This window comes from Nonomuraea sp. NPDC048882, assembly GCF_040649755.1.
GTDB lineage: Bacteria > Actinomycetota > Actinomycetes > Streptosporangiales > Streptosporangiaceae > Nonomuraea > Nonomuraea maheshkhaliensis.
Genome location: NZ_JBEZGB010000020.1, coordinates 75,160 through 97,012 on the forward strand (window position 1 = coordinate 75,160; position 21,853 = coordinate 97,012).

The window sequence follows — 21,853 nt, forward strand, 5'->3', positions numbered from 1 at the left end:
CTAGCGACCGGACTTCCGGTAGGCCAGATAGCCACCGAGCACGACCCCCAGGACGACGCCTATGGGGAAGAACGCGGACATGTCCAACCAGCGGTCCAGCAACCAGCCGAGACCGCCGTAGAAAGCCATCCCTGCGAGCAGATAGCTGGGGACTGACCACATGGCGTCGGCGAAGTCGCGACCGTCTTCTTCCGGTCGGCGTTCCTGTGCGCTCATCGCGGCCCCGACGATAGCAGGCGAGTGGAGGACTAGTCATATCGGACCCCGTCCGGGAACCGGACTCATGAGTCACCCTTACCGGGGACCCGGCCCTCGGGGTCGACGTAAAGCATCTTCGTCTTGACGAAAGCGCGCACTTCGAAGGCGGTCCACACCAGCGTGCAGATCACGACCGTCCAGGCGAAAGCCCTGGAGTTCCAGGCCGTGGTGTCACCGAAGGCGCTCAGCACGAGCATGATGACGACGACCTTGACGAGATAGCTGAGCATCGCGGCGATCGCCATCATTTGCGGGGAGACACGGGCGGCGTACGACACCGCGACCACGCTGATGCTGAAGAAGATCCCGACGAGCAGAGCGCCGATGGCCGCGCCGAGCGCTCCCTTGCCACCTGCCATCAGCAGCGCCACGACCACGGCGACCACTCCGACCGCCAGGGTCGGGATCGCGGCGCTCTTGAGTACGCGCACGTCGTTGGCCTGCATCAAAGCTCCATCAGCAAGTTATCAAGCGAGCGTTTGCTACCCCCAGAACCGGTACGTCTGGAGTCCCTGCTCGTGAAAGATATCACAAGCTCACGGAAGACCGCTTTTACCTGCCGTTTCTAGTTCGCGATCAAGAACGGCTCGGAAATGCTGGAATGACCGGATTGCCATCGGCGGTCGCGCGCTGCGCGGACGGGCCGCCCTCCGCGGGCGGCGGCTGCTGTCTGACCTGGGCCTCCGGCACGATCGGCGGCATCGGCCCGGTCGGCGGGCCGTCGTCGTCCTCGGGCTGCTTGCCTCTCGGCGCCGAGTGGGACCCGCCTCTGCCGCGCCAGCGCGGGGCGGCCATCAGCACGAGCACGGCCACCGCGAGGATGATGACCACCGGGAACATCAGCACCGGCACACCCTGGCGGGACATCAGCACCACGCCGAAGGCGAACAGGAACGCCCACGCGTACATGATCAGCACCGACTGGCGCATCGAGTGGCCGATGTCGAGCAGCCGGTGGTGCAGGTGGCCGCGGTCGGGCGCGAACGGCGACAGGCCCTGCGAGGTGCGCCGCACCACGGCGGTGATCAGGTCGATCAGCGGCAGCACCAGCACCGCGGCCGGCAGCATCAGCGGGAGCAGCACGGGGACCTTGTTCATGTCCTCGATGGCCGCCGGGTCGAGCGGGGTCACGGTGACGATCGAGGAGGCCAGCACGAGGCCGATCAGCATCGCGCCGGTGTCGCCCATGAAGATCTTCGCCGGATGGAAGTTGTGCGGCAGGAAGCCCAGGCAGGTGCCGATCAGCACGGCGGCGATGGCGGCGGTCGTGGTGATGTTGCCGACGCTCATGCTCTGCGCCAGGAAGATCGAGTAGGCCCAGGTGGCCATGGCCGCGATGCAGACGATCCCGGCGGCGAGCCCGTCGAGGCCGTCGACGAAGTTGACCGCGTTGATGGTCACCACCACGACCAGGATCGTGATGATCGTGCTGAGCGTGTAGTCGAGGCTGGTCGAGCCGCCCCAGTCCTTCGGCAGCGGGATGTAGAGCAGGCGCAGGTTGAAGGAGACCAGCACCCCGGCCGCCGCGATCTGGCCCGCGAGCTTGATGAAGGCGTCCATGCCCCACCAGTCGTCGAGGAACCCGGTCACCGTGATGAGCCCGCCCGCGACGATGAGCGCCGTGACCGCGTTGGCCTCGGACTCGGCCAGCGCCTGTCCGGTATGGGTGAGCTGGCTCGCCGTCAGCAGGCCCACCACCAACCCGCCGTACATCGCCAGCCCGCCGAGCCTGGGCGTCGGCGTGGTGTGCACGTCGCGCTCGCGAACCTCGGGCATGGCGCCGATACGGATGGCGAAGCGGCGCACCAGCGGGACCAGGAGGTAGGTCACCGCTGCTGAGATGAGCGCCATGAAGAGGTATTCGCGCACGTACCTAGTTTCCCGGATGCTCCGGCCGACTGTGACCGGAAAACGACACAGACCCTCTTAAAATTCGCTCAGATATGGCTGATGGATGGCGAGAAGCGCCGCCACTCTTGCCCTTACCTCCCCTGCGCGGGCCGGTTCCAGCACCGCCCGCGCCACCAGGGCGCCCACCTCTTTCAGATCTTGGGGCCCCATCCCCTGCGTGGTCACGCACGGGGTGCCGACCCGGATCCCCGAGGTGACGGCCGCGGGCTCGGGATCGTACGGGATCACGTTGCGGTTGAGCGTGATGCCCGCCGCCGCGCACCTGCGCTCCGCTTCGGCCCCCGACACCCCGACCCCGCGCAGGTCGATCAGCGCCAGGTGGGTGTCCGTGCCACCCGACACCGCCCGCATCCCCTGCACCGCCAGCGCCTCCGTCAGCGCCCGCGCGTTCACGATCACCTGCCTGGCGTAACCGGCGAACTCCGGCCGCATCGCCTCGCCGAACGCCACCGCCTTGGCCGCCACCACGTGCATCAGCGGCCCGCCCTGCACGAACGGGAACACCGCCCGGTCGATCCGCCTGGCCAGCTCCTCCGTGCACAGGATGGCGCCGCCGCGCGGCCCGCGCAGCGCCTTGTGCGTGGTGAACGTCACAACATCCGCGTACGGGACCGCCGACGGGATCGCGCCGCCGGCCATCAGCCCGATCGGATGTGCCACGTCGGCCAGCAACCAAGCGCCCACCTCGTCCGCGATGCCGCGAAACGCCGAATAGTCGATGAGCCTCGGGTACGCGGTCGCGCCGCACACGATGAGCTTCGGCTGATGGCGCAGTGCCAGGTCGCGCACCTCGTCGTAGTCGATGAGTTCGGTGTCGCGACGCACGCCGTACGACACGACGTCGAACCATCTTCCCGAGAAATTCACCTTCGAGCCGTGGGTGAGGTGGCCGCCGTGCGGGAGCGCCATGGCCAGCATGGTGTCGCCGGGCTGCAGCAGCGCGGCATAGGCGGCCAGGTTCGCCGAGGCGCCCGAATGGGGCTGCACGTTGGCGTGCTCGGCCCCGAACAACTCGCGCGCCCGGTCGATCGCCAGCCGCTCGGCCCGGTCGACGACCTCGCAGCCGCCGTAGTAGCGCCGGCCCGGGTAGCCCTCGGCGTACTTGTTGGTCAGGGTGGAGCCCAGAGCGGCCATGACGGCCGGCGAGGTGAAGTTCTCGCTCGCGATCAGCTGGATGCCGCCGCGTACCCGGTCGAGCTCGTCGATCAGGATCCGGGCGATCTCGGGATCCCGCCTCCGCAGCATCCCGAAGTCCGGACCGTAGTAGGGCTCCGTACCCATTTCCCCACTGTACGACCGTATGTCCGTTTCTCCCATACATCGGTCATGCCCGGAAATCTCATCTCATGCCGTCCTACGGCCGCTCTCTTGCCGAACAGGGCCGGTCTCTGACCGGGCGCGGACCGGGATCGGACCGGGATCGGACCGGATCCGGGCACGGGTGGGACACGGCACGAGCGCGGGCACGGGCCGAACCCAGACGGGCTCGGACCGCTCTCAGGCCGGTTCAACGCTGGCCTCGCGCAGGTCCCACGCGGCCCTCACGCTGGCCTCACACAGGTCCCACCCGGCCCTCACGCTGGTCCCACGCGTGCCTCACGCTGGGAAGGCGTGTGGTGCGTCCGCCCTAGCCTTCACCCATCGCGGCGTACCGGCAGCCTCGTCGCTGATCGCCGTGAGCACCGAATGGCGGTAGAGCGACAGCCTCATCCGCCACTCGCGCATCTCCTTGACGTAACGCTCGCCCACGGGGGCGTCCCACGTCTGGGGGTTGCTGGCCAGGCCGTACGCCTTGTCGAGGGCCGCTCTGAGGGCGTCGAGCTCGGGCAGCACGGCCTTCCACGCCACGACCAGGCGCTCGTAGTCGGGATTGAAGTACTGAGGGGCCGCCAGCGGGCCACCGGGCGGTGTCTCGCCGGGGCCCTGTTCCTTGGGCGCGGGTGGGTCGGCGTACATCACGAGCTCCTTTCCGGCCGGCCCGAGCCGACCTCACCCGGCGGGCCGTCCGGCCTGATGTCCTCGGGGGCCCACTCGCCCTTGCCGTACTCGCCCGGCGGGATCTGCACGGACGGCATCTCCTGGGGCGGGATGTCACGGTGGTCCTCGATCACGGTCCTGAGCGCGTCGAGGTCGAGCGGCGCCGCCTCGGCCGACACGACGTCACTGCCGTCATTCGCCCACGCGCTGACCTGGGTGGCCGTGGTGTCGGGCTCGGGCCGCACGTCGTAGGCGATCGGCAACTCCCGAACGGGACTCCCGGCCGATTGCCCAGGCGTCTCTCCGGGTCCAATGCCATACACGGCCGCACGGTCACCGGCCCTCAGCTCTGGCCCGGCATCCGGCTTCTCGCCCGGTCCGATGCCGTACGCGGCCGCGCTATCGCCCGCTCTCAGCCCCGGCCCGGTATCCGCCTTTTCACCCGGTCCGATGCCGTACACGGCCGCGCTGTCGCCCGCCCGGATGCCGCCGGTCCTGGAGTCGGGCTCCGTCGCCGTCCCTGCGCCGCCGGTCGGCGAGCCGCCGGGGGGATCGACGGACGGGTTGGTCGGTGGGATCGTGACGGGCCGATCTTGGCCGCCCGTGCCACGATCGCCCGTGCCCTGACCACCCGCACCTCGGTCACCTGCGCCCCGATCACCAGTTCCACGCTCGCCTGTGCCGCGGTCGCCGGTTCCCTGGCCGTCTCCAGTGCCCTGGCCAGGTCGATCTCCCGTCGGGCGGTCAGGGGTGGTGTCCTTGCCCGGCTCACATTCCTTGTCGGTCCCCGTGCCGCGTGGGTCGTCGGTCGGTGCGGGGGTGCCCGAGCCACCTGACGTCGTACCGTCTCCCAAGGGAGAGCCGTAACCCGAGGCCGGGCCACCGCGCCGGCCCGTGTCCTCCGACGAGGAGGCGCCACCGTGGGAGGCATCCGTCGATCTGGAGCCACCGTCATAGACGGCGTCCCCTGATGCGGAACCACCGCCATAGGACGTTGCCGCCGAGTGGGAACCGCCGCCGTAGGAGGTGTCCGTCGTGGTGGGAGTGCCGCCCACGGTCGTGTTCGTCGTGGTGGAGGTGTCTGCTGAGGGGGTGTCTCTTGGTGGGAGAGACACTGATTCGCTGCCCGCGTTGGGTCTGCCGGCGTCGATCGAGCCGGGCGGGCCGTCCGGGCGGATGGTGCGTTCCGACCACTCGCCCTTGCCGTACTCGCCCGCCGGGACCTCCACGCTCGGCATGTCCTGTGGGGCGATGTCCCGGTGGTTCTCGATCACCGTTCTCAGCGCGTCCAGGTTCGGTGGGTTCGCTTCGGCGGAGACCACGTCGCTGCCGTCGTTGGCGTACCCGCTGACGTTCGTGACGTCGGGGCGGTCGGCCGAGACCTTCGGCATGTCGGCCGGTTGGACGTCGCGGGAGTTCTCGAGCATGTCCTCGATCGCCGCGGCCGTGGGCGGGTCGAGCGGCACCTGCAGCACCTTGACCCCGTCGACCACCACGACCTGCGGTTTGGTGGCCTCCTGGCCGTCCCCGACGGGAGTGCCCGTCGCACCACCACCGGCCTCACCACCGGTGCCCTGCCCGGTGTCACCACCCTGACCGACGCCACCATCCCGCCCTGCTCCGGTGTCGCCGTCCTGGCCGGTTCCCGAGTCCTGACCCGTTCCTGTGTCCCGTCCTGTTCCGGTGTCCTGGCCTACGCCGCCATCCCGTCCCGTTCCGCCGTCCTGACCGGTGCCAGTGCCCTGGCCGGTCCCACCGGTGCCGTCGCCCTGGCCGATCCCGGTGCCCTGGCCCATGCCATCGCCCTGGCCGACGCCCGCGCCCTGACCGGCGCCGTCACCCCGGTCGACGCCCCCGCCTTGACCTGCGCCGTCGCCTTGGCCGACTCCCGTGTCTTGACCCGTTCCGGTGCCCTTGCCGGTTTCGCAGTCCTGGCCGGTGCCTGTGCCTTGGCCCGTCCCGCCGTCCTGGCCGGTTCCCGTTCCCTGGTCGGATCCCGCGCCCTGGCCGCCGCCTACCCCCTGACCCGCGCCGTCGTCCCGCCCGGTGCCCCTGCCCTGACCCGCATCGTCGCCCTGCCCGACTCCCGTGCCCTGGCCGACTCCCGTGCCCTGGCCCGTTCCTGTGTCCTTGCCAGTGCCGCGATCCTGGCCGGTCCCGCGGTCCTGGCCGGTCCCCGCGTCGTCGCAGGTCTTCCCGTCGGAATCGCCTCTCCGGTCGGCACCCGTGTTCCCGTCAGCGCCCGTCTTGCCGTCGGTGCCGGTCTTGCCATCCGCGTCAGGCTTCCCGTCCGCGCCGGTGCCCGTTTTCCCGTCCGTACCGGTGCCGGTCTTTCCGTCCGGGTCAGTCCCGGTCCTACCATCGGTACCGGTCTTACCGTCTGTGCCGGTCTTTCCGTCCGGGTCGGTGCCAGTCCGACCGTCCGTGCCAGTCTTACCGTCCGTACGAGTACCGGTCTTGCTGTCCGGATCGGTACCGGTCCGACCGTCCGTGCCGGTCTTGCCGTCCGTGCCCGTCTTACCGTCCGGATCAGTACCGGCCCTGCCATCGGTACCGGTCTTGCCGTCGGTGTCCGTCTTGCCGTTCGCGTCCGGGGTCGGGTCGGTTCCCGTGCCGGGCCCTCCGGGGCGGGTGGGGTCGGGGCCGGTGCCGGTTTTGCGGGGGTCGACCCGTTTCTCCAGATCCCCCAACCGCCCGTTGACGTCCTTCACCATCGCGTCGATCCGCTCGGCGATCTGCACGGGACGGTGCGTGGTCTGGGTGGGCAGCCCGGCGGTGCGCATGGCGCCCCTGACGCGGTCCTCGACCTCGCGCATCCGCGTGGCCGCCTGCCGCACCTCGGCCAGCAGTTCGCGGACCAGCTTGGGATCCATGCCGTCGTACTTGCCCATGGGCCACTCCCCGACGTATCGCCGCTCCGGGCCTCACCGTAGTGTCGGCCCGAGCGCGATGGCGGCCGGAATAAGCAGCGGGTATACGTCAGTCGTCGGTGGCGACGTAGCCGATGATGCCGCGCAGCTTCTCCACCGGGATGGCCCCGCGACGCAGCAGCCGGGGCACGGCGGTGGTGAGGTCGAGGATGGTGGAGGGCGTGTTGTCGGTGGTCTTGCCGGCGTCGAGGTAGACGGCGACCGACTCGCCGAGCTGCTCCTCGGCCTCCTCCGCGGTGGTCGCGGCGGACGCTCCGGAGCGGTTGGCGCTGGAGACGGCCATCGGCCCGGTCTCCTTGAGCAGGTCGAGCGCGACCGGATGCAGCGGCATGCGTACGGCCACCGTGCCCTTGGTGTCGCCCAGGTCCCAGGAAAGGGCCCTGTTGGCCTTGCAGACGAGCGTGAGCGGCCCAGGCCAGAAGGCGTCGATCAGGTCCTGCCCGTACGCCCCCATGTCGTCCACGAGCGCTGTGGCGGCTCTGACGGTGCCCACGAGCACCGGCGGCGGCATGTCGCGGCCCCGGCCCTTGGCGTCGAGCAGGGAGGTGACAGCGGCAGGGGTGAAAGCGTCGGCGCCGATGCCGTAGACGGTGTCGGTGGGCAGCACCACGAGCTCGCCGCGGCGGACGGCGGCCGCCGCCTCCGTCAGGCCCTCGGTCCGTTGCTCGGCGTTGGAGCAGTCAAAACGTCGTCCCACGATCTCATCGCCTCGCTCCGCTCGGCGGGGAGCGGCATTCGCGAGGCCTCCTCCTTCCTCCTAGTACGGTCGCCGGGCTTCCTGCTGGTCAGGAGGGGGCCGCGCCGCTGGCGTGAATCCTAGTCCTGGCCCAGCCTGGCCGTGACGAAGCGGTCTCTTCTGGTGAGGTCCTGGCGCAGGCGTACGTCCCGCCATCCGTTGTCCTCGGGGAAGGTCAGGTAGACGGCCCTGCCCTGCTCGTCAGCGTGTTCGACGGCCACCCAGCCGCCGGGACGCAGCAGCCGGCGCGCGGTGCGCTCGACCGCGCGGACCTCGCCGAGCCCGTCGTCGCCCGAGCCGAACAGGGCGCGGGACGGGTCGTAGTCGCGCACCTCGGGGTCGCGCGGGATCGCGCCGGGCGGGATGTAGGGCGGGTTGGAGATGACCAGGTCGACCTTGCCGTTGAGCTCGGGCAGCGCCTCGGCGAGGTCTTCCGGGTGCAGGTGGGTGCGGCCCTGACCGTGCTCGGAGATGTTGCGCTTGGCCCAGGTGTACGCCCCCGGATCGACCTCGACGGCGTGGACCTCGGCCAGCGCCACCTCCTGGGCGATCGACAGCGCGATGGCGCCGGACCCGGTGCCGAGATCGACGACGAGCGGCGCGGTGACGTCCATCTCCCGCAGCGTCTCGATGGCCCATCCGGCCATCACCTCGGTCTCCGGCCTGGGCACGAACACTCCGGGCCCGACCGCGAGCTCCAGGTAGCGGAAGTAGGCGTGACCGGTGATGTGCTGCAGCGGCTCGCGGGCCTCGCGCCGGGCGACGCCCTCCCAGAACAGCGCGTCGAACTCGGAGTCCCTGACGGCGTGCAGCTCACTCCTGCGCACGCCGTGGACGAATGCCGCGATCTCTTCCGCGTCGGTGCGCGGCGAAGGCACACCTGCCTCGGCCAGCCGGGCGGTGGCGAGCGCGATCTCGTCCAGCAGAAATGTCATGAGTGTTGTGCGAGCTTCTCCGCCATCTCGGCGTCGATGAGGGCTTGGGTGACGGCGTTGAGCTCACCGTCGAGAACCTGGTCGAGGTTATACGCCTTGAAGCCGACGCGGTGGTCGGAGATGCGGTTTTCCGGGAAGTTGTAGGTGCGTACGCGCTCGGAGCGGTCGACGGTGCGCACCTGCGACTTGCGCTCGGCCTGGGCGGCGGCCTCGGCCTGCTCCTGGGCGATGGCCAGCAGCCGGGCACGCAGGATGCGCAGCGCCGACTCCTTGTTCTGGAGCTGGCTCTTCTCGTTCTGGCAGGAGACGACCACGCCGGTGGGCAGGTGGGTGATGCGGACCGCGGAGTCGGTGGTGTTGACGCTCTGGCCGCCGGGGCCGCTGGAGCGGTAGACGTCGATGCGCAGGTCGTTGGGGTCGATCTGGACGTCGACCTCCTCCGCCTCCGGATAGACGAGCACGCCGGCGGCGCTGGTGTGGATGCGGCCCTGCGACTCGGTGACGGGCACCCGCTGCACGCGGTGGACCCCGCCCTCGTACTTGAGCCTGGACCACACGCCCTCGTCGCCCTTGGCCCGGATGCCGACCGTGACGTCTTTGTATCCGCCCAGGTCGGAGGGCTGGCTGTCGATGACCTCGGTCTTCCAGCCGAGCCGCTCGGCGTAACGCAGGTACATGCGCAGCAGGTCGCCGGCGAACAGCGCGGACTCCTCGCCGCCCTCGCCCGCCTTGATCTCCATGATGATGTCCTTGTCATCATTGGGATCGCGCGGGATGAGCAGATGGCGGAGCTTGTCCTCGAGCTGCGGGATGCGCGCCTCGATCTCGGCGGCCTCCGCGGCGAACCCCTCGTCCTCGCCGGCCAGCTCCTTGGCGGCCGTCAGGTCCTCGCGGGCCGATTCGAGCTCACGGTAGGTGCCGACGATCGGCGTCAGCTGTGAGTAGCGCCTGCCGAGGGTGCGTGCCTTGTTCTGGTCGGCGTGCACGGCGGGATCGGCGAGCTTCAACTCCAGCTCGGAATACTCCTTGAGCAACTCGTCGAGATTCACCGTGGTCCCTTTTCGTGGAGTGTGGCCGTTTCACCAACAACGCCGACCCGGCGCACGCGTGCGTCCGGGCCGGCGTGGGTGGAGCTACTTGCCCGCGGCCTTCTTGCCGAAGCGCTTCTCGAAGCGGGCCACCCGGCCGCCGGTGTCGAGGATCTTCTGCTTGCCCGTGTAGAACGGGTGGCAGGCCGAGCACACGTCGGCGTGGATCACGCCGTTCTTCGCGGTGCTGCGGGTGGTGAACGTGTTGCCGCAGGAGCAGGACACCTGCGTCACGTTGTAGTCAGGGTGAATGTCGCGCTTCATCGCTGTCCTTTCGGGGTGCGGCCGCCGGGTCGCCTTCACGCATGGCGGGAACCGGAACCGCAAAATGGTCAGCTACCAGTGTGCCAGATCGTGCAACCATCCCAGGCCATCGGGCATTCCCCACCGCCTCCCACCGCCTCCCACCGCCTCCCACCGCCTCCCACCGCCTCCCACCGCCTCCCGCCGGCCCCGCCGGCCCCGCCGGCGCCTCAGCGTCCCAGGTACGTCAGCACGGCGAGCACTCGCCGGTGGTCCTCGGGCGCCGGCCCCAGCGCCAGCTTGGCGAAGATGCCGGAGATGTGCTTCTCCACCGCGCCCTCCGTGACGACCAGCCGGGCGGCGATGGCGGTGTTGGAGCGGCCCTCCGCCATCAGCGCCAGCACCTCGCGCTCGCGCGGCGACAACGAGTCGAGCGGGGCGCCGCGCCGCTGCCGGCTGAGTAACTGCACGACCACCTCGGGGTCGATGACCGTCCCGCCGGACGCGACCTGGCGCACCGCCTCCAGGAACTCGGCCACGTCGGCGACCCGCTCCTTGAGCAGGTAGCCGACGGCCCTGCCGATGAGTTCGCCGGCGTAGCGCTCCTCGACGTACTGCGACAGCACGAGGATCGGGAAGTCCGGCCTGGCGGCGCGCACCTGCAGCGCCGCCCGCAGCCCCTCGTCGGTGTGGCTCGGCGGCATGCGCACGTCGACGATCGCCAGGTCGGGCTCGTGCCGCAGCACCGCCGTCACCAGCGCGGGCCCGTCGGAGACGCTCGCCACCGTCTCGATGCCGCCGTCGGCGAGCAGACGCGCGAGCCCTTCGCGCAGCAGTACGGAGTCCTCGGCGATGACCACGCGCATGGCCCCATGACTACAGGGCAGGACGCCGGGCTGTCCACCGCCCTGCGCGTCAGGCACGGCTACCACTCGCAGGGCAGCTCCGCGCGGATCAGGGTCGGGCCGCCCACCGGGCTGTGCACGACCATCACCCCGTCGATGGTGGCGGCCCTGTCGGCCAGCCCGGACAGCCCGCCGCCCGGGCTGAGGAGCGCGCCGCCGATGCCGTTGTCCCAGACGTCCACGACCACGCCGCGGTGATCCCTGATCAGGGTGACGGACGCCTCGGTGGCGCCGGAGTGCTTGGCCATGTTGGTCAAAGTTTCGGCCACGATGAAGTACGCGATGCTCTCCACGGCGGGCGGCGGCCGTTCGTCCAGTTCGACCGAGACGTCCACCCGGATGGGCGCCCGCGCGGCCAGCCCCGACAGGGCGGCGTCGAGCCCTCGGTCGCTGAGGATGGCCGGGTGGATGCCTCTGGCCAGGTTCCGCAGCTCGGCGATGGCCGCCTTGGTGCCGGCGTGCGCCTGGGCGATGAGCGTCCTGACCTCGTCGGGCTCGCTGTCGAACTTCGCCTGGGCGCGTCCCAAAGTCACCGCGACCGACAGCAGCCGCTGCTGGGCGCCGTCGTGCAGGTCGCGTTCGATCCTGCGCCGCTCGGCCTCGGCGGCGTCGATGCCCCTGGCCCTGCTGGCGCGCAGCCGTTCCTCCTCGTTGCCGCCGAGCAGCACCGTGGCGAGGGTGCCGTGCAGCCAGGCCATGCCGCGGACGAGGTAGGCCGTCAGCACGAGGAGCAGGCCGCCGAAGACCGCGGCGATCACCGCCCCCGGCGCCCAGTCGCCGACCAGCAGGTCGTTGTAGCCGCCGCCGGTCGCGTACCCGAAATAGAGCAGCGGCTGCAGGAGGAACGTGATCGACGCGAACCACAGCCCGAACGACAACCCCACCTCGACCGCGCCGAGCGGGAGCAGCATCAGCAGATAACCCAGGTCCTGCCAGGTGGCGGGGTCGGACAGCAGCCAGCGCAGGTGCGCGCCGACACCGCGCTCGGGCCGCGGCCGGTACGGGTCGGCGATCCTGACGCCGAACGCCGCGTGCAGCAGCCGGCGTTCCAGCATCGCCCCGCCGCGCCACATCAGCACGGTGGCCATCATGAGCGGGACGCCCACCCAGACGATCGTGAGCGTGAGCGAGAGGGGGACCGTGATGCTCAGCACCGCGAACCAGCCGAGCCCGACGAAGCCGGTGACCAGCAGGTAGGGGGCCGCCCGCCAGGTCATCGGGTCGACCAGAACTCCCAGCGGCCCCTTGGGCCCGAGCGGCACGCGGTCCTTCAACGCCACAGAACGCATGTAGTTCAGAGTGCACGCGCCGGGCCTCGCGGTGAATACGGATGACTCCCGTCACGGGGTAGGGCTAGCCCCAGTGCCCCGGCCCGGACGCGGAAGGGGCGGCGGGGGAAGACCCCCACCGCCCCTTCCGCGAACGCGGACGCTAGTCGCGGTCGTTGCTCACCGTGGTCTTCTGGACCTGGAGCAGGAACTCCGCGTTGGACTTGGTCTCCTTCATCTTCTCCAGGAGCAGTTCGAGCGCCTGCTGCATGTCGAGCGCGTGCAGCACACGACGCAGCTTCCAGACGATCTGGAGCTCGTCCTTGCCCATGAGGATCTCTTCTTTACGGGTGCTGGACGCGTCGACGTCCACCGCGGGGAAGATCCGCTTGTCGGCCAGGGAGCGGTTGAGCTTGAGCTCCATGTTGCCGGTGCCCTTGAACTCCTCGAAGATGACCTCGTCCATCTTGGACCCGGTCTCGACCAGGGCCGTGGCGAGGATCGTCAGCGAGCCGCCGTTTTCGATGTTGCGGGCGGCGCCGAAGAACCGCTTCGGCGGGTAGAGCGCCGTGGAGTCGACACCACCCGACAGGATGCGCCCGGAGGCCGGGGCCGCCAGGTTGTAGGCGCGGCCGAGACGGGTGATCGAGTCGAGCAGCACGACCACGTCGTGGCCCAGCTCCACCAGGCGCTTGGCGCGCTCGATGGCGAGCTCGGCGACGGTGGTGTGGTCCTCGGCGGGGCGGTCGAAGGTCGAGTGGATGACCTCGCCCTTGACCGACCGCTGCATGTCGGTGACCTCTTCAGGCCGCTCGTCCACGAGCACGACCATCAGGTGGCACTCGGGGTTGTTGCGGGTGAGCGCGTTGGCGATGGCCTGCAGCACCATCGTCTTACCGGCCTTGGGCGGCGAGACGATGAGGCCGCGCTGGCCCTTGCCGATCGGCGAGACGAGGTCGATGATCCTCGTGGTGAGGATGTTCGGCTCGGTCTCCAGGCGCAGGCGCTCCTGCGGGTAGAGCGGCGTCAGCTTGTTGAAGTCGGGCCGGCTGCGAGCCTGCTCCGGGTCCATGCCGTTGACGGTGTCGAGGCGGACCAGGGCGTTGAACTTCTCGCGCCGCTCGCCGTCGCGCGGCTGGCGGACGGCGCCGGTGATGACGTCGCCCTTGCGCAGGCCGTTGCGGCGGATCTGGGCGAGCGAGACGTAGACGTCGTTGCTGCCCGGAAGGTAGCCGCTGGTCCTGACGAACGCGTAGTTGTCGAGGATGTCGAGGATGCCGGCGATCGGGATGAGCACGTCGTCGTCGCCGATGACGGGCTCGCTGCTGTCGAAGCGGTCGCGGCCACGGCCACGGTTGCGCTCCCTGAAGCGGCCCCTGCGGCTGCGCCCGCCGCGGTCGTCGTCGTCGCTGCCGCGCTGGTCGCCCCGCTGGTCGCCGCGCTGGTCGCCGCGCTGGTCGCCGCGCTGGTCGCCACGGCTGCCCGCGTCGACGGCGGAGCGGTCTCGCTGCTCGCCACGGCCGTCGCGGCCACCGTCGCGGCCGTCACGGTCACGGCTGTCACGATCACGGCTGTCACGATCACGGTCACGGTCACGACCGCTGTCGCGCCCGCTGTCACGGCTCTCGGCGCGGCCGCCCTCACCGCGGTCGGCGGAACGGTCGCCGCGGTCGCCACGCTCACGACGCTCGCCGCGGCTGCGGCGCTCGCGCCGGCTCTCGCCGCGCTCGGCGCGCGTGTCGCTCTGGCCGGCCTCGACCGGCTGCGCCTGCTGCTCCACCACGGTCTCGACCGGGGCCGCGACCGGCTCGGGCGCGACGGCCACGGGCTCGGCGGCGGCCACCGGAGCCGCGGCGGCGGGCTGGGGAGCGGAGTCCTCGGCGGTCTTGGAGCGGGAACGTTCCCTGCGTGCACGGGTGGGCCGCTCCGTCGCGGGGGCCGCCTCCGTCGAAGCCGGGGGCGCCTCAGCCGCGGGTGCGGCAGTCGCTGCGCCGTCTCCGGAACCGCCACCCTGCTTCTCCTGGATGGCCGCGATCAGCTGGCTCTTCCGCATGCGCCCGGTCCCGCTGATGCCCAGCTCGGCGGCCATCTTCTGCAGCTCGGGCAGCACCTTGGCGGACAGGCCGGTGCCGGAGCGACGCGCACGCGGCTTAGCCGCTGCGCGGGTGGGGGTGTCGCCGGACGCCGGCTCAGCGCCTGATGCGTCGGAGAGGAGTTCGGTGGTGTCGCTCAACTAAAAGGTCCTTCCCAGGGGTCGGGCGCCGGTTTCGTTCTCCCGGGCGTCCCGGAGGTGCTTGCGATCCGGCGGGACAGACCGGGTCGGGGTGCACTCTGCGATCTTCGGCTGTCGTCTCAGGCAGCCGCCACTCTTGGGGAGGGGTTCGTCCACGCCGCCGATGGCCCTTGGCGCGTGGCTGACACCCCCCAGATTGCTGTCGCCAACCAGATGTCGAGATGATTCGAACGCGCAGATCCCCGTCGTCGCCACCTCACGTTGAGCCAACCGGGTGTGGGCCAACCGGAGGCAACGGATTCCGGGGAGACAGCCGCGCTGCTTCCGCCTCGCGACGTGAAGCATGATGCAGCGATGTATGGCTGACAAGCACGCACCCACCAAGGGGGCATCTGGTGCGGCTATCAGCCTAACATCACCAGCGCACACGGCTATTCCCTGAAGGTCTAAAGAGGTATCAGCGTGTCTCGGGGAACTGAACGTCCGCACCAACCGGGTCGACGTCCATTTGCTGGATGTGCCAGTCATTACCCACTTCTGGCGCGATCAAATCCTGCGTATCCGATGTCGAAAACGCAAGAACCGTGGGACCCGCTCCCGAAACGACCGCGGGCACGCCCACTGCACGGAGACGTTCTACCAGATCCGCGCTCTGCCGCATGGCAGGCGCGCGGTAGTGCTGGTGAAGGCGGTCTTCCGTGGCGGCGAGCAGGAGCCCCGGCTCCGGCCGCTGGGTCAGCGCGGCGATCAGCAGCGCGGCCCGGCCGGCGTTGAAGGAGGCGTCCTCGTGGGGCACGTCCTTCGGCAGGAGCCCCCGCGCGGCCTCCGTGGACAGCCGCGTCGAAGGAACGACGACGACTGGACGGACGCGCTGGTCGGGAGCCAGTTTCACCATACGCGGAACCCCGGCGTGGTCGAACCAGGCCACGGTCAGCCCACCGGCCAGGCAGGGGGCGACGTTGTCGGGATGGCCCTCCATCTCGGTGGCCAGCGCGTAGACGTCGTCGTCGGAAAGTTCGCCGTCGGCCAGGGCGCGCGCGGCGAGAATGCCCGCGCACACGGCGGCCGACGACGATCCGAGCCCGCGCGCGTGCGGGATCCGGTTGTGGCAGTGCAGGCGTATCCCTTCCGGCTGAGGCACCCCCATGCGGCCGAACGCCGCGCGCATCGCCTTGACGACCAGATGCCCCTCGCCGAGATCCACCTCCCCCGCGCCCTCGCCCTCCACGGTGACGTGGACACCGCGCTCGTCGGCGAGCGTGGCCCTGACCTCGTCGTGCAGGTTCAGCGCCAGCCCCAGCGCGTCGTATCCGGGCCCCAGATTCGCCGAGGTGGCGGGCACGCGGATGGCAACGGTCCTCATGCGTTCACTTTTCTCTCGTCACTCCCCCGTGCGCCCCCGTCAGGCGAGGTTGAGCGCCGCCGCGGCGGCGTGGACGTCGATGGGGATGACCACCGGCGCCGGCGCCCCCGAGATGGCCCAGTCGGGGTCCTTCAGTCCGTTGCCCGTGACCGTGCAGACGATGCGCTGCCCCGGCTCCACCATGCCCTGTGCGTGGGCCTGCAGCAAGCCCGCGACGCTGGCGGCCGAGGCGAGCTCGACGAACACGCCCTCCTCCTGCGCCAGCAGCTTGTACGCCGCCGCGATCTGCCGGTCGGTCACCGCCTGGATGGTCCCGCCCGACTCGTCGCGGGCCGCCGTGGCCAGCGACCAGGAGGCCGGGTTGCCGATGCGGATCGCGGTGGCGATCGTGTGGGGATGGGCGACGGGCGCGCCCTCGACGATCGGCGCCGAGCCGCTGGCCTGGAAGCCGAACATGCGCGGACGCCTGGTGGCGACCCCGTCGTCGAAGTATTCCTGGTAGCCCATCCAGTAGGCCGAGATGTTGCCCGCGTTGCCCACCGGGATGCAGTGGATGTCGGGGGCGTCGCCGAGCGTGTCGACGATCTCGAACGCCGCCGTCTTCTGCCCCTGCAGCCGGAACGGGTTGACGGAGTTGACCAGCGCGATGGGATAGCTGGACGACAACTTGCGGGTCATCTCCAGGCAGTCGTCGAACGACCCCTCGACCTGCAGCAGCGTGGCCCCGTGCACGAGCGCCTGGGCCAGCTTGCCCATCGCGATCTTCCCCCGCGGCACCAGCACGGCGCAGGTCAGCCCGGCGCGCACGGCGTAGGCCGCGGCCGAGGCCGAGGTGTTGCCGGTGGAGGCGCAGATGACCGCCTTGGCCCCCTCTTCCACCGCCTTGCTGATGGCCATCGTCATCCCGCGGTCCTTGAAGCTGCCCGTCGGGTTGGCCCCCTCCACCTTCAGGTAGACGTCACACCCCGTGAGGGCCGAGACGCGGTGCGCGGGCACCAGCGGCGTGCCGCCCTCGAGCAGCGTGATGACCGGCGTCTTCGCGGTGACCGGAAGACGTTCGCGGTACTCCTCGATGAGGCCACGCCACGACCTGCTCATGATGACTCCCTACCTGCGCTGTTGGGCACAGAGTGTACGGGGTGCCGGGGACCGTCGCTGAGCCGTGTCCACGGGTCGGACCCGTCCATTGGACAGGGGCACTATTCAGGAAATTCTCAGCATCTCCCGATAAGGTCTCGGCAGGGGGTCACGACCATGAACGCGCGTCCTGCTCTGAGGCAGAACGACTATTCACCAGTGGCGGCACCGCAGCTCGGCGCCTGGTCACCCGCACTTTCCGTGAGCGTGGTGATACCCGCGCACGGCGGGCAGGACAAGCTCGATCTGACGCTGGCCGCGCTGTCCGTACAGACGTATCCGGAGCACCTCATGGAGGTGCTGGTCGTCGACGACGGCAGCCGGCCGCCGATCCGGCTGCCTGAGCTGCGCCCGGTCAACACCCGTCTCGTACGGGTCCGGGACGGCTGGGGCATCTCCAACGCGGTCAACACCGGCGCCAAGGCGGCCGACGGCGAGATCATCCAGCGGCTCGACGCCGACATGGTGGCCTGCCGCGAGCACATCGAGGCGCTGGCCCGGTGGCACCACGTGACGGACTACCTGGTCACGATCGGGATGAAGAAGTTCGTCGAGGTGCCGCCCGTCACCGCCGCCCAGATCGCCGCGGCGAAGCGACTGGACGAGGTGTTCGACCTCGAAGGGGCCAGGTCGAGCTCGACCGAGGCGACGATCGCCAAGACGGACGGGCTGCGCAAGAGCCGCAATCCGTACCACGTGTGCACCGGCCCGACCTTCGCCCTGCCCCGGGAGGTCTTCCACGCCGTGGGCGGTCTCGACCCGAACGTGGCGCGGGGCGAGGACACCGAGTTCTCCTACCGCCTGGCCATGCACGGCGTCGTCTTCGTGCCCGACGCCGACGCCCAGGCCGTGCACCTGGGGCTGCCCGCCCAGCACCGCGACAGGGAGCGGGCGGTGCGGGCGGTGGAGCCGTACCTGGCGCACCGGATCCCGCTGCGCCGCGACCTGCGCAAGGACCGGGGGCGGCGGTGGCTGGTGCCGTACGTGGAGGTCGTGCTCGACGTGACCGACACCTCGGAGTCCGTGGTGCGGCAGGCGGTCGCGGCGGCGCTGGACGGCAAACTGCAGGACGTCGTGGTGACGCTGGTGGGGCCGTGGTCGCGGCTGGACGACTCGCGCCGGTTCGCGCTGTCCGACCCGTGTTTCGAGCTGCGGCTCATGCGTGACCTGTTCGCGCACGACGAACGCGTCCGGTTGATCGACGAAGCCGCGCCGACGCCCGCGCCGAGCCCGTTCCGCTACCGGGGGCCGGTGGACGTGCCGCTGCACCGGGCGACGCTGGAGCGGATGATCGAGTCGGTGCAGAAGGACCTCGCGGGCGTGCTCGTCGTGGACCTGCCCGACGGGCGCACGGCCCGCCTGGAGCGCACCTCGGCACTCGGCCGCGCCGCGCTCCTCTCCGGGCCCGGCGACGACCTCGACGCGGTCATCGACGCCACGCACGGGGTACGCCACGAGCCACCGGACCGCTTCTGGCCCGCGCCTGCGCAACCCGACCCGGTCACCATCCCGGCGCCGGTGAAGGTGACGGTGGAACCACCGGAGAAGACCCTCCTCCGCCGCCTCAAGTCGGCCCTACGCCCGAACTGACCAGCCGCGACGCCTGGCACCCGCTGCGACCGAACCGACCGCGCGATGCCCTGCGCCCCTGAGCCCGAACTGGGACACGGGGGCGACCAGGGACTGCCCTGAGCTCGGGGCCGGGCCGCGCGCCGCTGGCCCGCACGGGACCGACCCGCATGGGACCTGGTCGCGTGGGGTGTCAGCCGCGTAGGCGTTTGCGGAGGGCGCGTTTTGTGGCCGACATCATCGTGCGCAGGCCCTGCTGGGCCTGTGCCTGTGCGGCGCGTTCGGCGGCGGCGACCCGGCGGCGCAGCGTGCTGACCTCGCGGCGCAGCTCCACCGCCGACTTGCGCCAGCGGCCCGCCTCCTCCTTCCACTTGGCGATCTGACCCCGCAGCCGCTCGGCCTCCGCGGTCAGCCGCTCCACCTCCGCTCGCGCCTCGACCCCGGCCCGGTACGCCCCCCGCCGGCCCACCGGCGTCCGTGCCTCGGTGGTGAAGCCGTAGGTCTCGCCGTCCACCCAGACGACGCCCGACACCGTGTCCACCGCGTCGTCCAGGTCCTCCCCCGGCGCGGCGACCAGGCGGGCCCTGGCGAAGGCCGCGGCGCGTTCCAGGCGGGCCGTGACGACGTCATCCGCCGACTCGCGCAGCAGCACGTTCACCAGGCCAAGGCCCTCGTCGCGGGCCAGGTCGAGCAGGCGCGCGAGGGTGTCCTCGCCGGGGATCCAGCCTGCGGGCAGGCGCAGCACGTAGGGGACGGCCGGGTCCACGGCCCCGTCGCCACCCGCGTGTCCCCCGCCGTCGCCGGTCGTGGCCAGGCGTACCCGGCCCTCGTGCTCGTAGTGCCCATGGACCAGCACCAACTCCAGGGCCGGGTCCTTGAGCGGGGCGCGGCGGTCGCGGTCGAGGGTGTCCCAGGGCCCGGTCAGCAGCACGGACACATCAGGGACGGTGCCGGCCAGCAGCGCGTCCACGCTGGCCCGTACGGAGTCGTATCCGGCCGTGCCGTCCACGACCGCGGTGACGTACGGGACCTTCCACTGCCGCCCGGGATGACCCCTCAGCCAGCGGTAGGCCGGGATACGGTCGGCCACGAACGCGTGGCTGACCCGGTCGATGGACGGCTTGTCGCGCATCCGCATCGTCGGCCCGAGATGGTAGGCGCGGGCCACCGGCTCCGGTACGAAGACCGCGCCGGCCTGCCACAGCCGGTAGCCCATCTCGGTGTCCTGGCCGAGCACGAGATCGTCGTCCATCGGCCCCGCCGCCCTGATCAGCCGGGCGTTGACCGAGGTCGCGCCGCCGACGTGCAGGCTGAAGGGGCGCTGCGGGTTGGCGGTGAGGCCGTCGGTGCGGTCGACCAGGTCCACGATCCAGGCGTGCGGCTCGGCCGGCTCGAAGTAGCCTTCGAGGTCGGCGGGCAGCTCCGCGGGGAGCTCCGCCTCGGTGAACCTGAGGTAGCCGGTCACCACCACGTACGGCGCCGCGTGGTGCCAGCGCATGTGGGCCTCGATCGCGCCCGGCGTGAGCACCACGTCGGAGTCGAGCCAGTGGATCACCTCACCGGTGGCCGCGGCCAGCCCCGCGTTACGCGCGGCGGCCCGGCCGGGCCGTTCGCAGCCGATCAACCGGGTCATGTCAGGGCGCTCGGCGGGCAGCCGCAGCGGCGGCTCGCTGCCGTTGTCGACCACGACGACCTCGGTCAGCTCCGCCGGGTACGTCTGCCTGGCCAGCGCGGCGAGCACCAGGTCAAGCTGCTGCTGCCCACCGTAGGCCGGGACGACGACGCTGACCGTCAGGGTCGGCGTGAAGTGTTGGTCGGGCCCGGCGAGTACGCGATAGTCGTTCCCCCGCACCCGACGAACCACCGAACTCCCCGCCAACCCGCCGTTCTGCAACGAACTCCCCACCGACCGGTCTCCCGGCAACGCGCTCACCCCTGGCCGACCTTCCGCCAACGGACTCCCCACTGCCCGGCCCTCCGCCAACGGACTCGCCGCCGACCGGCCTCCGGCCGACCCGCTCTCCGACGGCCGGCCTGCCGTGGACGGGCTCTCGGCGTCGCCTGGGCCCCGGTCGTCCGGGTGGCTCACGGAGCCGTCGTGCACGGTCACGCCGCTTCCATGAGCGCGCTCGGACGGAAGCCCCGCCACTGGTTGACGGCCACCTTGAGGAAGTGGGCCAGCGGCAGCTGCCAGGTGTGGTCGCCGCTGAGCCCGCGCCGCAGGACGTAGCCCAGCCCGTGGGTGCGGTAGATGCGGGCTCCTGCCTGCTCCGCCGCCTTGAGGAATTCGCGATCGACGGCTTGCGGCAGCGCCGGAAAGCCGCCTATCTCCTGGAATTTCGCCCGCGACACCATGATCGTGCCACCGGCGACATGGTCGGAATAGACCTCACTCGGATAACTCGCCCCACTGGCGAACGTCGTGCGCCTGATCGTCGCCCGCAACGGCTCCAGGTAGAAGAACTCGGCCGTCGTGCCCACCACGTCGGCCCCCGCGTACGTGAGCGCCATGAACAGGTCGGCCAGGTGACGCGGGCCGTACCAGTCGTCGTCGTCCCACTTCGCCAGCAGGTCGCCGCCGGCCATCGCCGCCGCCTGGTTGAGCACGTCGCCGAACGGCACGGACGCGTCCGCCTCGATCCACCGCACGGGCAGGGAGCAGGACTCGACCGCCTCACGGACCTGCTCGAACGCGACCCCGTGCAGGCCCAGCAGCACCTCCGCCGAGACGTCGCGCTGACGCTCCATCTGGGCCAGCGCCGCACCGACGAACGCGGGCCGCCTGGTGGCCATCACGATGCTCACCTGCGGCACGGCCGCCAACGGATGGGCGAGGCGGCGCAGGCGTACGCTGTGCTCCTCGCGGCGCAGGTCGGCCAGGCAGCGGGCGGTGCCGTCGGCGGTGTGGGCCAGCCACTCACGGTCGGTGAGCAGCTCGGCCAGATCGGCGGGCACCCAGAGCGCGGCACGCTCGGCGGTGAGCGGCACGCCGGCGGCGGCCAAGCTCAGCAGGCCGTCGAGCGGCACCGGGCCGTCCGGCCACTCGATCTCCAGCCCGCGCAGCGGACGCAGGGCGGCCACGTCGGGCGGCTGCCCGTCGACCGCCCAGCCGGCTCCGGCCCAGTGCAGGCGGGCCGGCTCCTTCTCCGGCGTACGCGCGAAACCGCAGGGGGTGGGGGACATGAACGAGGTGCTCCTGACCGCTCGGCAACCGATCGGCGCCTACCCTACGCCCGTTCCACCACCCGGCGGACGCGGATACGGCCCTCGTTCACGACCGGTGAACGCGCCCGCCGGCCC

The 21,853-nt window shown here is 70.9% G+C and carries 18 protein-coding genes; 1 reads left to right on the plus strand and 17 read right to left on the minus strand.

What is annotated here, in order from left to right; all coding sequences use genetic code 11:
• From AB0C27_RS46430 to thrC, 15 genes are all read right to left on the minus strand, one after another.
• Positions 1 to 216 (minus strand): AtpZ/AtpI family protein, encoded by a 216-nt coding sequence (locus AB0C27_RS46430; protein ID WP_245956295.1) that lies wholly within the window; start codon positions 214 to 216, stop codon positions 1 to 3.
• Positions 217 to 281: 65 nt separating this feature from the next.
• Positions 282 to 704: a hypothetical protein gene (locus tag AB0C27_RS46435; RefSeq protein ID WP_357859273.1), complete on the minus strand. Its 423-nt coding sequence runs from the start codon at positions 702 to 704 to the stop codon at positions 282 to 284.
• A gap of 130 nt (positions 705 to 834) precedes the next feature.
• On the minus strand, positions 835 to 2,127 hold the full coding sequence (locus tag AB0C27_RS46440; protein WP_357859276.1) for an MraY family glycosyltransferase: 1,293 nt from the start codon (positions 2,125 to 2,127) through the stop codon (positions 835 to 837).
• 57 nt (positions 2,128 to 2,184) lie between these two features.
• Positions 2,185 to 3,450: a serine hydroxymethyltransferase gene (glyA, locus tag AB0C27_RS46445; RefSeq protein WP_357859278.1), complete on the minus strand. Its 1,266-nt coding sequence runs from the start codon at positions 3,448 to 3,450 to the stop codon at positions 2,185 to 2,187.
• Positions 3,451 to 3,765: 315 nt separating this feature from the next.
• Positions 3,766 to 4,125, minus strand: a complete 360-nt coding sequence (locus AB0C27_RS46450) for a hypothetical protein (RefSeq protein WP_357859281.1) — start codon at positions 4,123 to 4,125, stop codon at positions 3,766 to 3,768.
• The gene (locus AB0C27_RS46455) at positions 4,125 to 7,037 is read right to left on the minus strand and encodes a hypothetical protein (RefSeq protein WP_357859284.1); all 2,913 of its coding nucleotides are present in this window, start codon (positions 7,035 to 7,037) and stop codon (positions 4,125 to 4,127) included. Before AB0C27_RS46455 ends, AB0C27_RS46450 begins: the two co-directional genes overlap by 1 nt.
• An 88-nt stretch (positions 7,038 to 7,125) precedes the next feature.
• Positions 7,126 to 7,773, minus strand: coding sequence for an L-threonylcarbamoyladenylate synthase (locus AB0C27_RS46460; protein WP_357859287.1), 648 nt, complete (start codon positions 7,771 to 7,773; stop codon positions 7,126 to 7,128).
• A gap of 119 nt (positions 7,774 to 7,892) precedes the next feature.
• Positions 7,893 to 8,747: a peptide chain release factor N(5)-glutamine methyltransferase gene (prmC, locus tag AB0C27_RS46465; protein ID WP_357859290.1), complete on the minus strand. Its 855-nt coding sequence runs from the start codon at positions 8,745 to 8,747 to the stop codon at positions 7,893 to 7,895.
• Positions 8,744 to 9,796, minus strand: a complete 1,053-nt coding sequence (prfA, locus tag AB0C27_RS46470; RefSeq protein ID WP_357859293.1) for a peptide chain release factor 1 — start codon at positions 9,794 to 9,796, stop codon at positions 8,744 to 8,746. Before prfA ends, prmC begins: the two co-directional genes overlap by 4 nt.
• 84 nt (positions 9,797 to 9,880) lie before the next feature.
• Positions 9,881 to 10,099, minus strand: coding sequence for a 50S ribosomal protein L31 (rpmE, locus tag AB0C27_RS46475; protein ID WP_357859296.1), 219 nt, complete (start codon positions 10,097 to 10,099; stop codon positions 9,881 to 9,883).
• 209 nt (positions 10,100 to 10,308) lie between these two features.
• The gene (locus AB0C27_RS46480; protein WP_346105985.1) at positions 10,309 to 10,944 is read right to left on the minus strand and encodes a response regulator transcription factor; all 636 of its coding nucleotides are present in this window, start codon (positions 10,942 to 10,944) and stop codon (positions 10,309 to 10,311) included.
• 59 nt (positions 10,945 to 11,003) lie between these two features.
• A complete protein-coding gene (locus tag AB0C27_RS46485) occupies positions 11,004 to 12,272 on the minus strand; it encodes a sensor domain-containing protein (protein WP_357859300.1) in 1,269 nt (422 codons plus the stop codon).
• A gap of 142 nt (positions 12,273 to 12,414) precedes the next feature.
• A complete protein-coding gene (rho, locus tag AB0C27_RS46490; protein ID WP_357859304.1) occupies positions 12,415 to 14,484 on the minus strand; it encodes a transcription termination factor Rho in 2,070 nt (689 codons plus the stop codon).
• 457 nt (positions 14,485 to 14,941) lie between these two features.
• Positions 14,942 to 15,847 (minus strand): homoserine kinase, encoded by a 906-nt coding sequence (gene thrB / locus AB0C27_RS46495; protein ID WP_357859306.1) that lies wholly within the window; start codon positions 15,845 to 15,847, stop codon positions 14,942 to 14,944.
• 39 nt (positions 15,848 to 15,886) lie between these two features.
• Positions 15,887 to 16,945 carry a threonine synthase gene (gene thrC / locus AB0C27_RS46500; RefSeq protein WP_346105981.1) on the minus strand — a complete coding sequence of 353 codons (1,059 nt, stop codon included), beginning with the start codon at positions 16,943 to 16,945 and terminating at the stop codon, positions 15,887 to 15,889.
• Positions 16,946 to 17,143: 198 nt separating this feature from the next.
• Here thrC and AB0C27_RS46505 point away from each other — a divergent pair, with 198 nt between their 5' ends.
• Positions 17,144 to 18,574 (plus strand): glycosyltransferase, encoded by a 1,431-nt coding sequence (locus AB0C27_RS46505; protein ID WP_357859309.1) that lies wholly within the window; start codon positions 17,144 to 17,146, stop codon positions 18,572 to 18,574.
• A gap of 172 nt (positions 18,575 to 18,746) precedes the next feature.
• Here AB0C27_RS46505 and AB0C27_RS46510 read toward each other — a convergent pair whose 3' ends face one another.
• Positions 18,747 to 20,417, minus strand: a complete 1,671-nt coding sequence (locus AB0C27_RS46510) for a glycosyltransferase (protein WP_357859312.1) — start codon at positions 20,415 to 20,417, stop codon at positions 18,747 to 18,749.
• Between the two features lie 242 nt (positions 20,418 to 20,659).
• A complete protein-coding gene (locus tag AB0C27_RS46515; RefSeq protein WP_357859315.1) occupies positions 20,660 to 21,736 on the minus strand; it encodes a family 2 glycosyl transferase in 1,077 nt (358 codons plus the stop codon).
• Positions 21,737 to 21,853: the final 117 nt, after the last annotated feature.

Excerpts from the sequence above, each read along its gene's own strand:
- AB0C27_RS46430 (WP_245956295.1), bottom strand. The coding sequence starts at position 216 with ATGAGCGCACAGGAACGCCGACCGGAAGAAGACGGTCGCGACTTCGCC.
- AB0C27_RS46435 (WP_357859273.1), bottom strand. The coding sequence starts at position 704 with ATGCAGGCCAACGACGTGCGCGTACTCAAGAGCGCCGCGATCCCGACC.
- glyA (WP_357859278.1), bottom strand. The coding sequence starts at position 3,450 with ATGGGTACGGAGCCCTACTACGGTCCGGACTTCGGGATGCTGCGGAGG.
- AB0C27_RS46450 (WP_357859281.1), bottom strand. The coding sequence starts at position 4,125 with ATGTACGCCGACCCACCCGCGCCCAAGGAACAGGGCCCCGGCGAGACA.
- AB0C27_RS46455 (WP_357859284.1), bottom strand. The coding sequence starts at position 7,037 with ATGGGCAAGTACGACGGCATGGATCCCAAGCTGGTCCGCGAACTGCTG.
- prmC (WP_357859290.1), bottom strand. The coding sequence starts at position 8,747 with ATGACATTTCTGCTGGACGAGATCGCGCTCGCCACCGCCCGGCTGGCC.
- rpmE (WP_357859296.1), bottom strand. The coding sequence starts at position 10,099 with ATGAAGCGCGACATTCACCCTGACTACAACGTGACGCAGGTGTCCTGC.
- AB0C27_RS46480 (WP_346105985.1), bottom strand. The coding sequence starts at position 10,944 with ATGCGCGTGGTCATCGCCGAGGACTCCGTACTGCTGCGCGAAGGGCTC.
- AB0C27_RS46485 (WP_357859300.1), bottom strand. The coding sequence starts at position 12,272 with ATGCGTTCTGTGGCGTTGAAGGACCGCGTGCCGCTCGGGCCCAAGGGG.
- thrB (WP_357859306.1), bottom strand. The coding sequence starts at position 15,847 with ATGAGGACCGTTGCCATCCGCGTGCCCGCCACCTCGGCGAATCTGGGG.
- thrC (WP_346105981.1), bottom strand. The coding sequence starts at position 16,945 with ATGAGCAGGTCGTGGCGTGGCCTCATCGAGGAGTACCGCGAACGTCTT.
- AB0C27_RS46515 (WP_357859315.1), bottom strand. The coding sequence starts at position 21,736 with ATGTCCCCCACCCCCTGCGGTTTCGCGCGTACGCCGGAGAAGGAGCCG.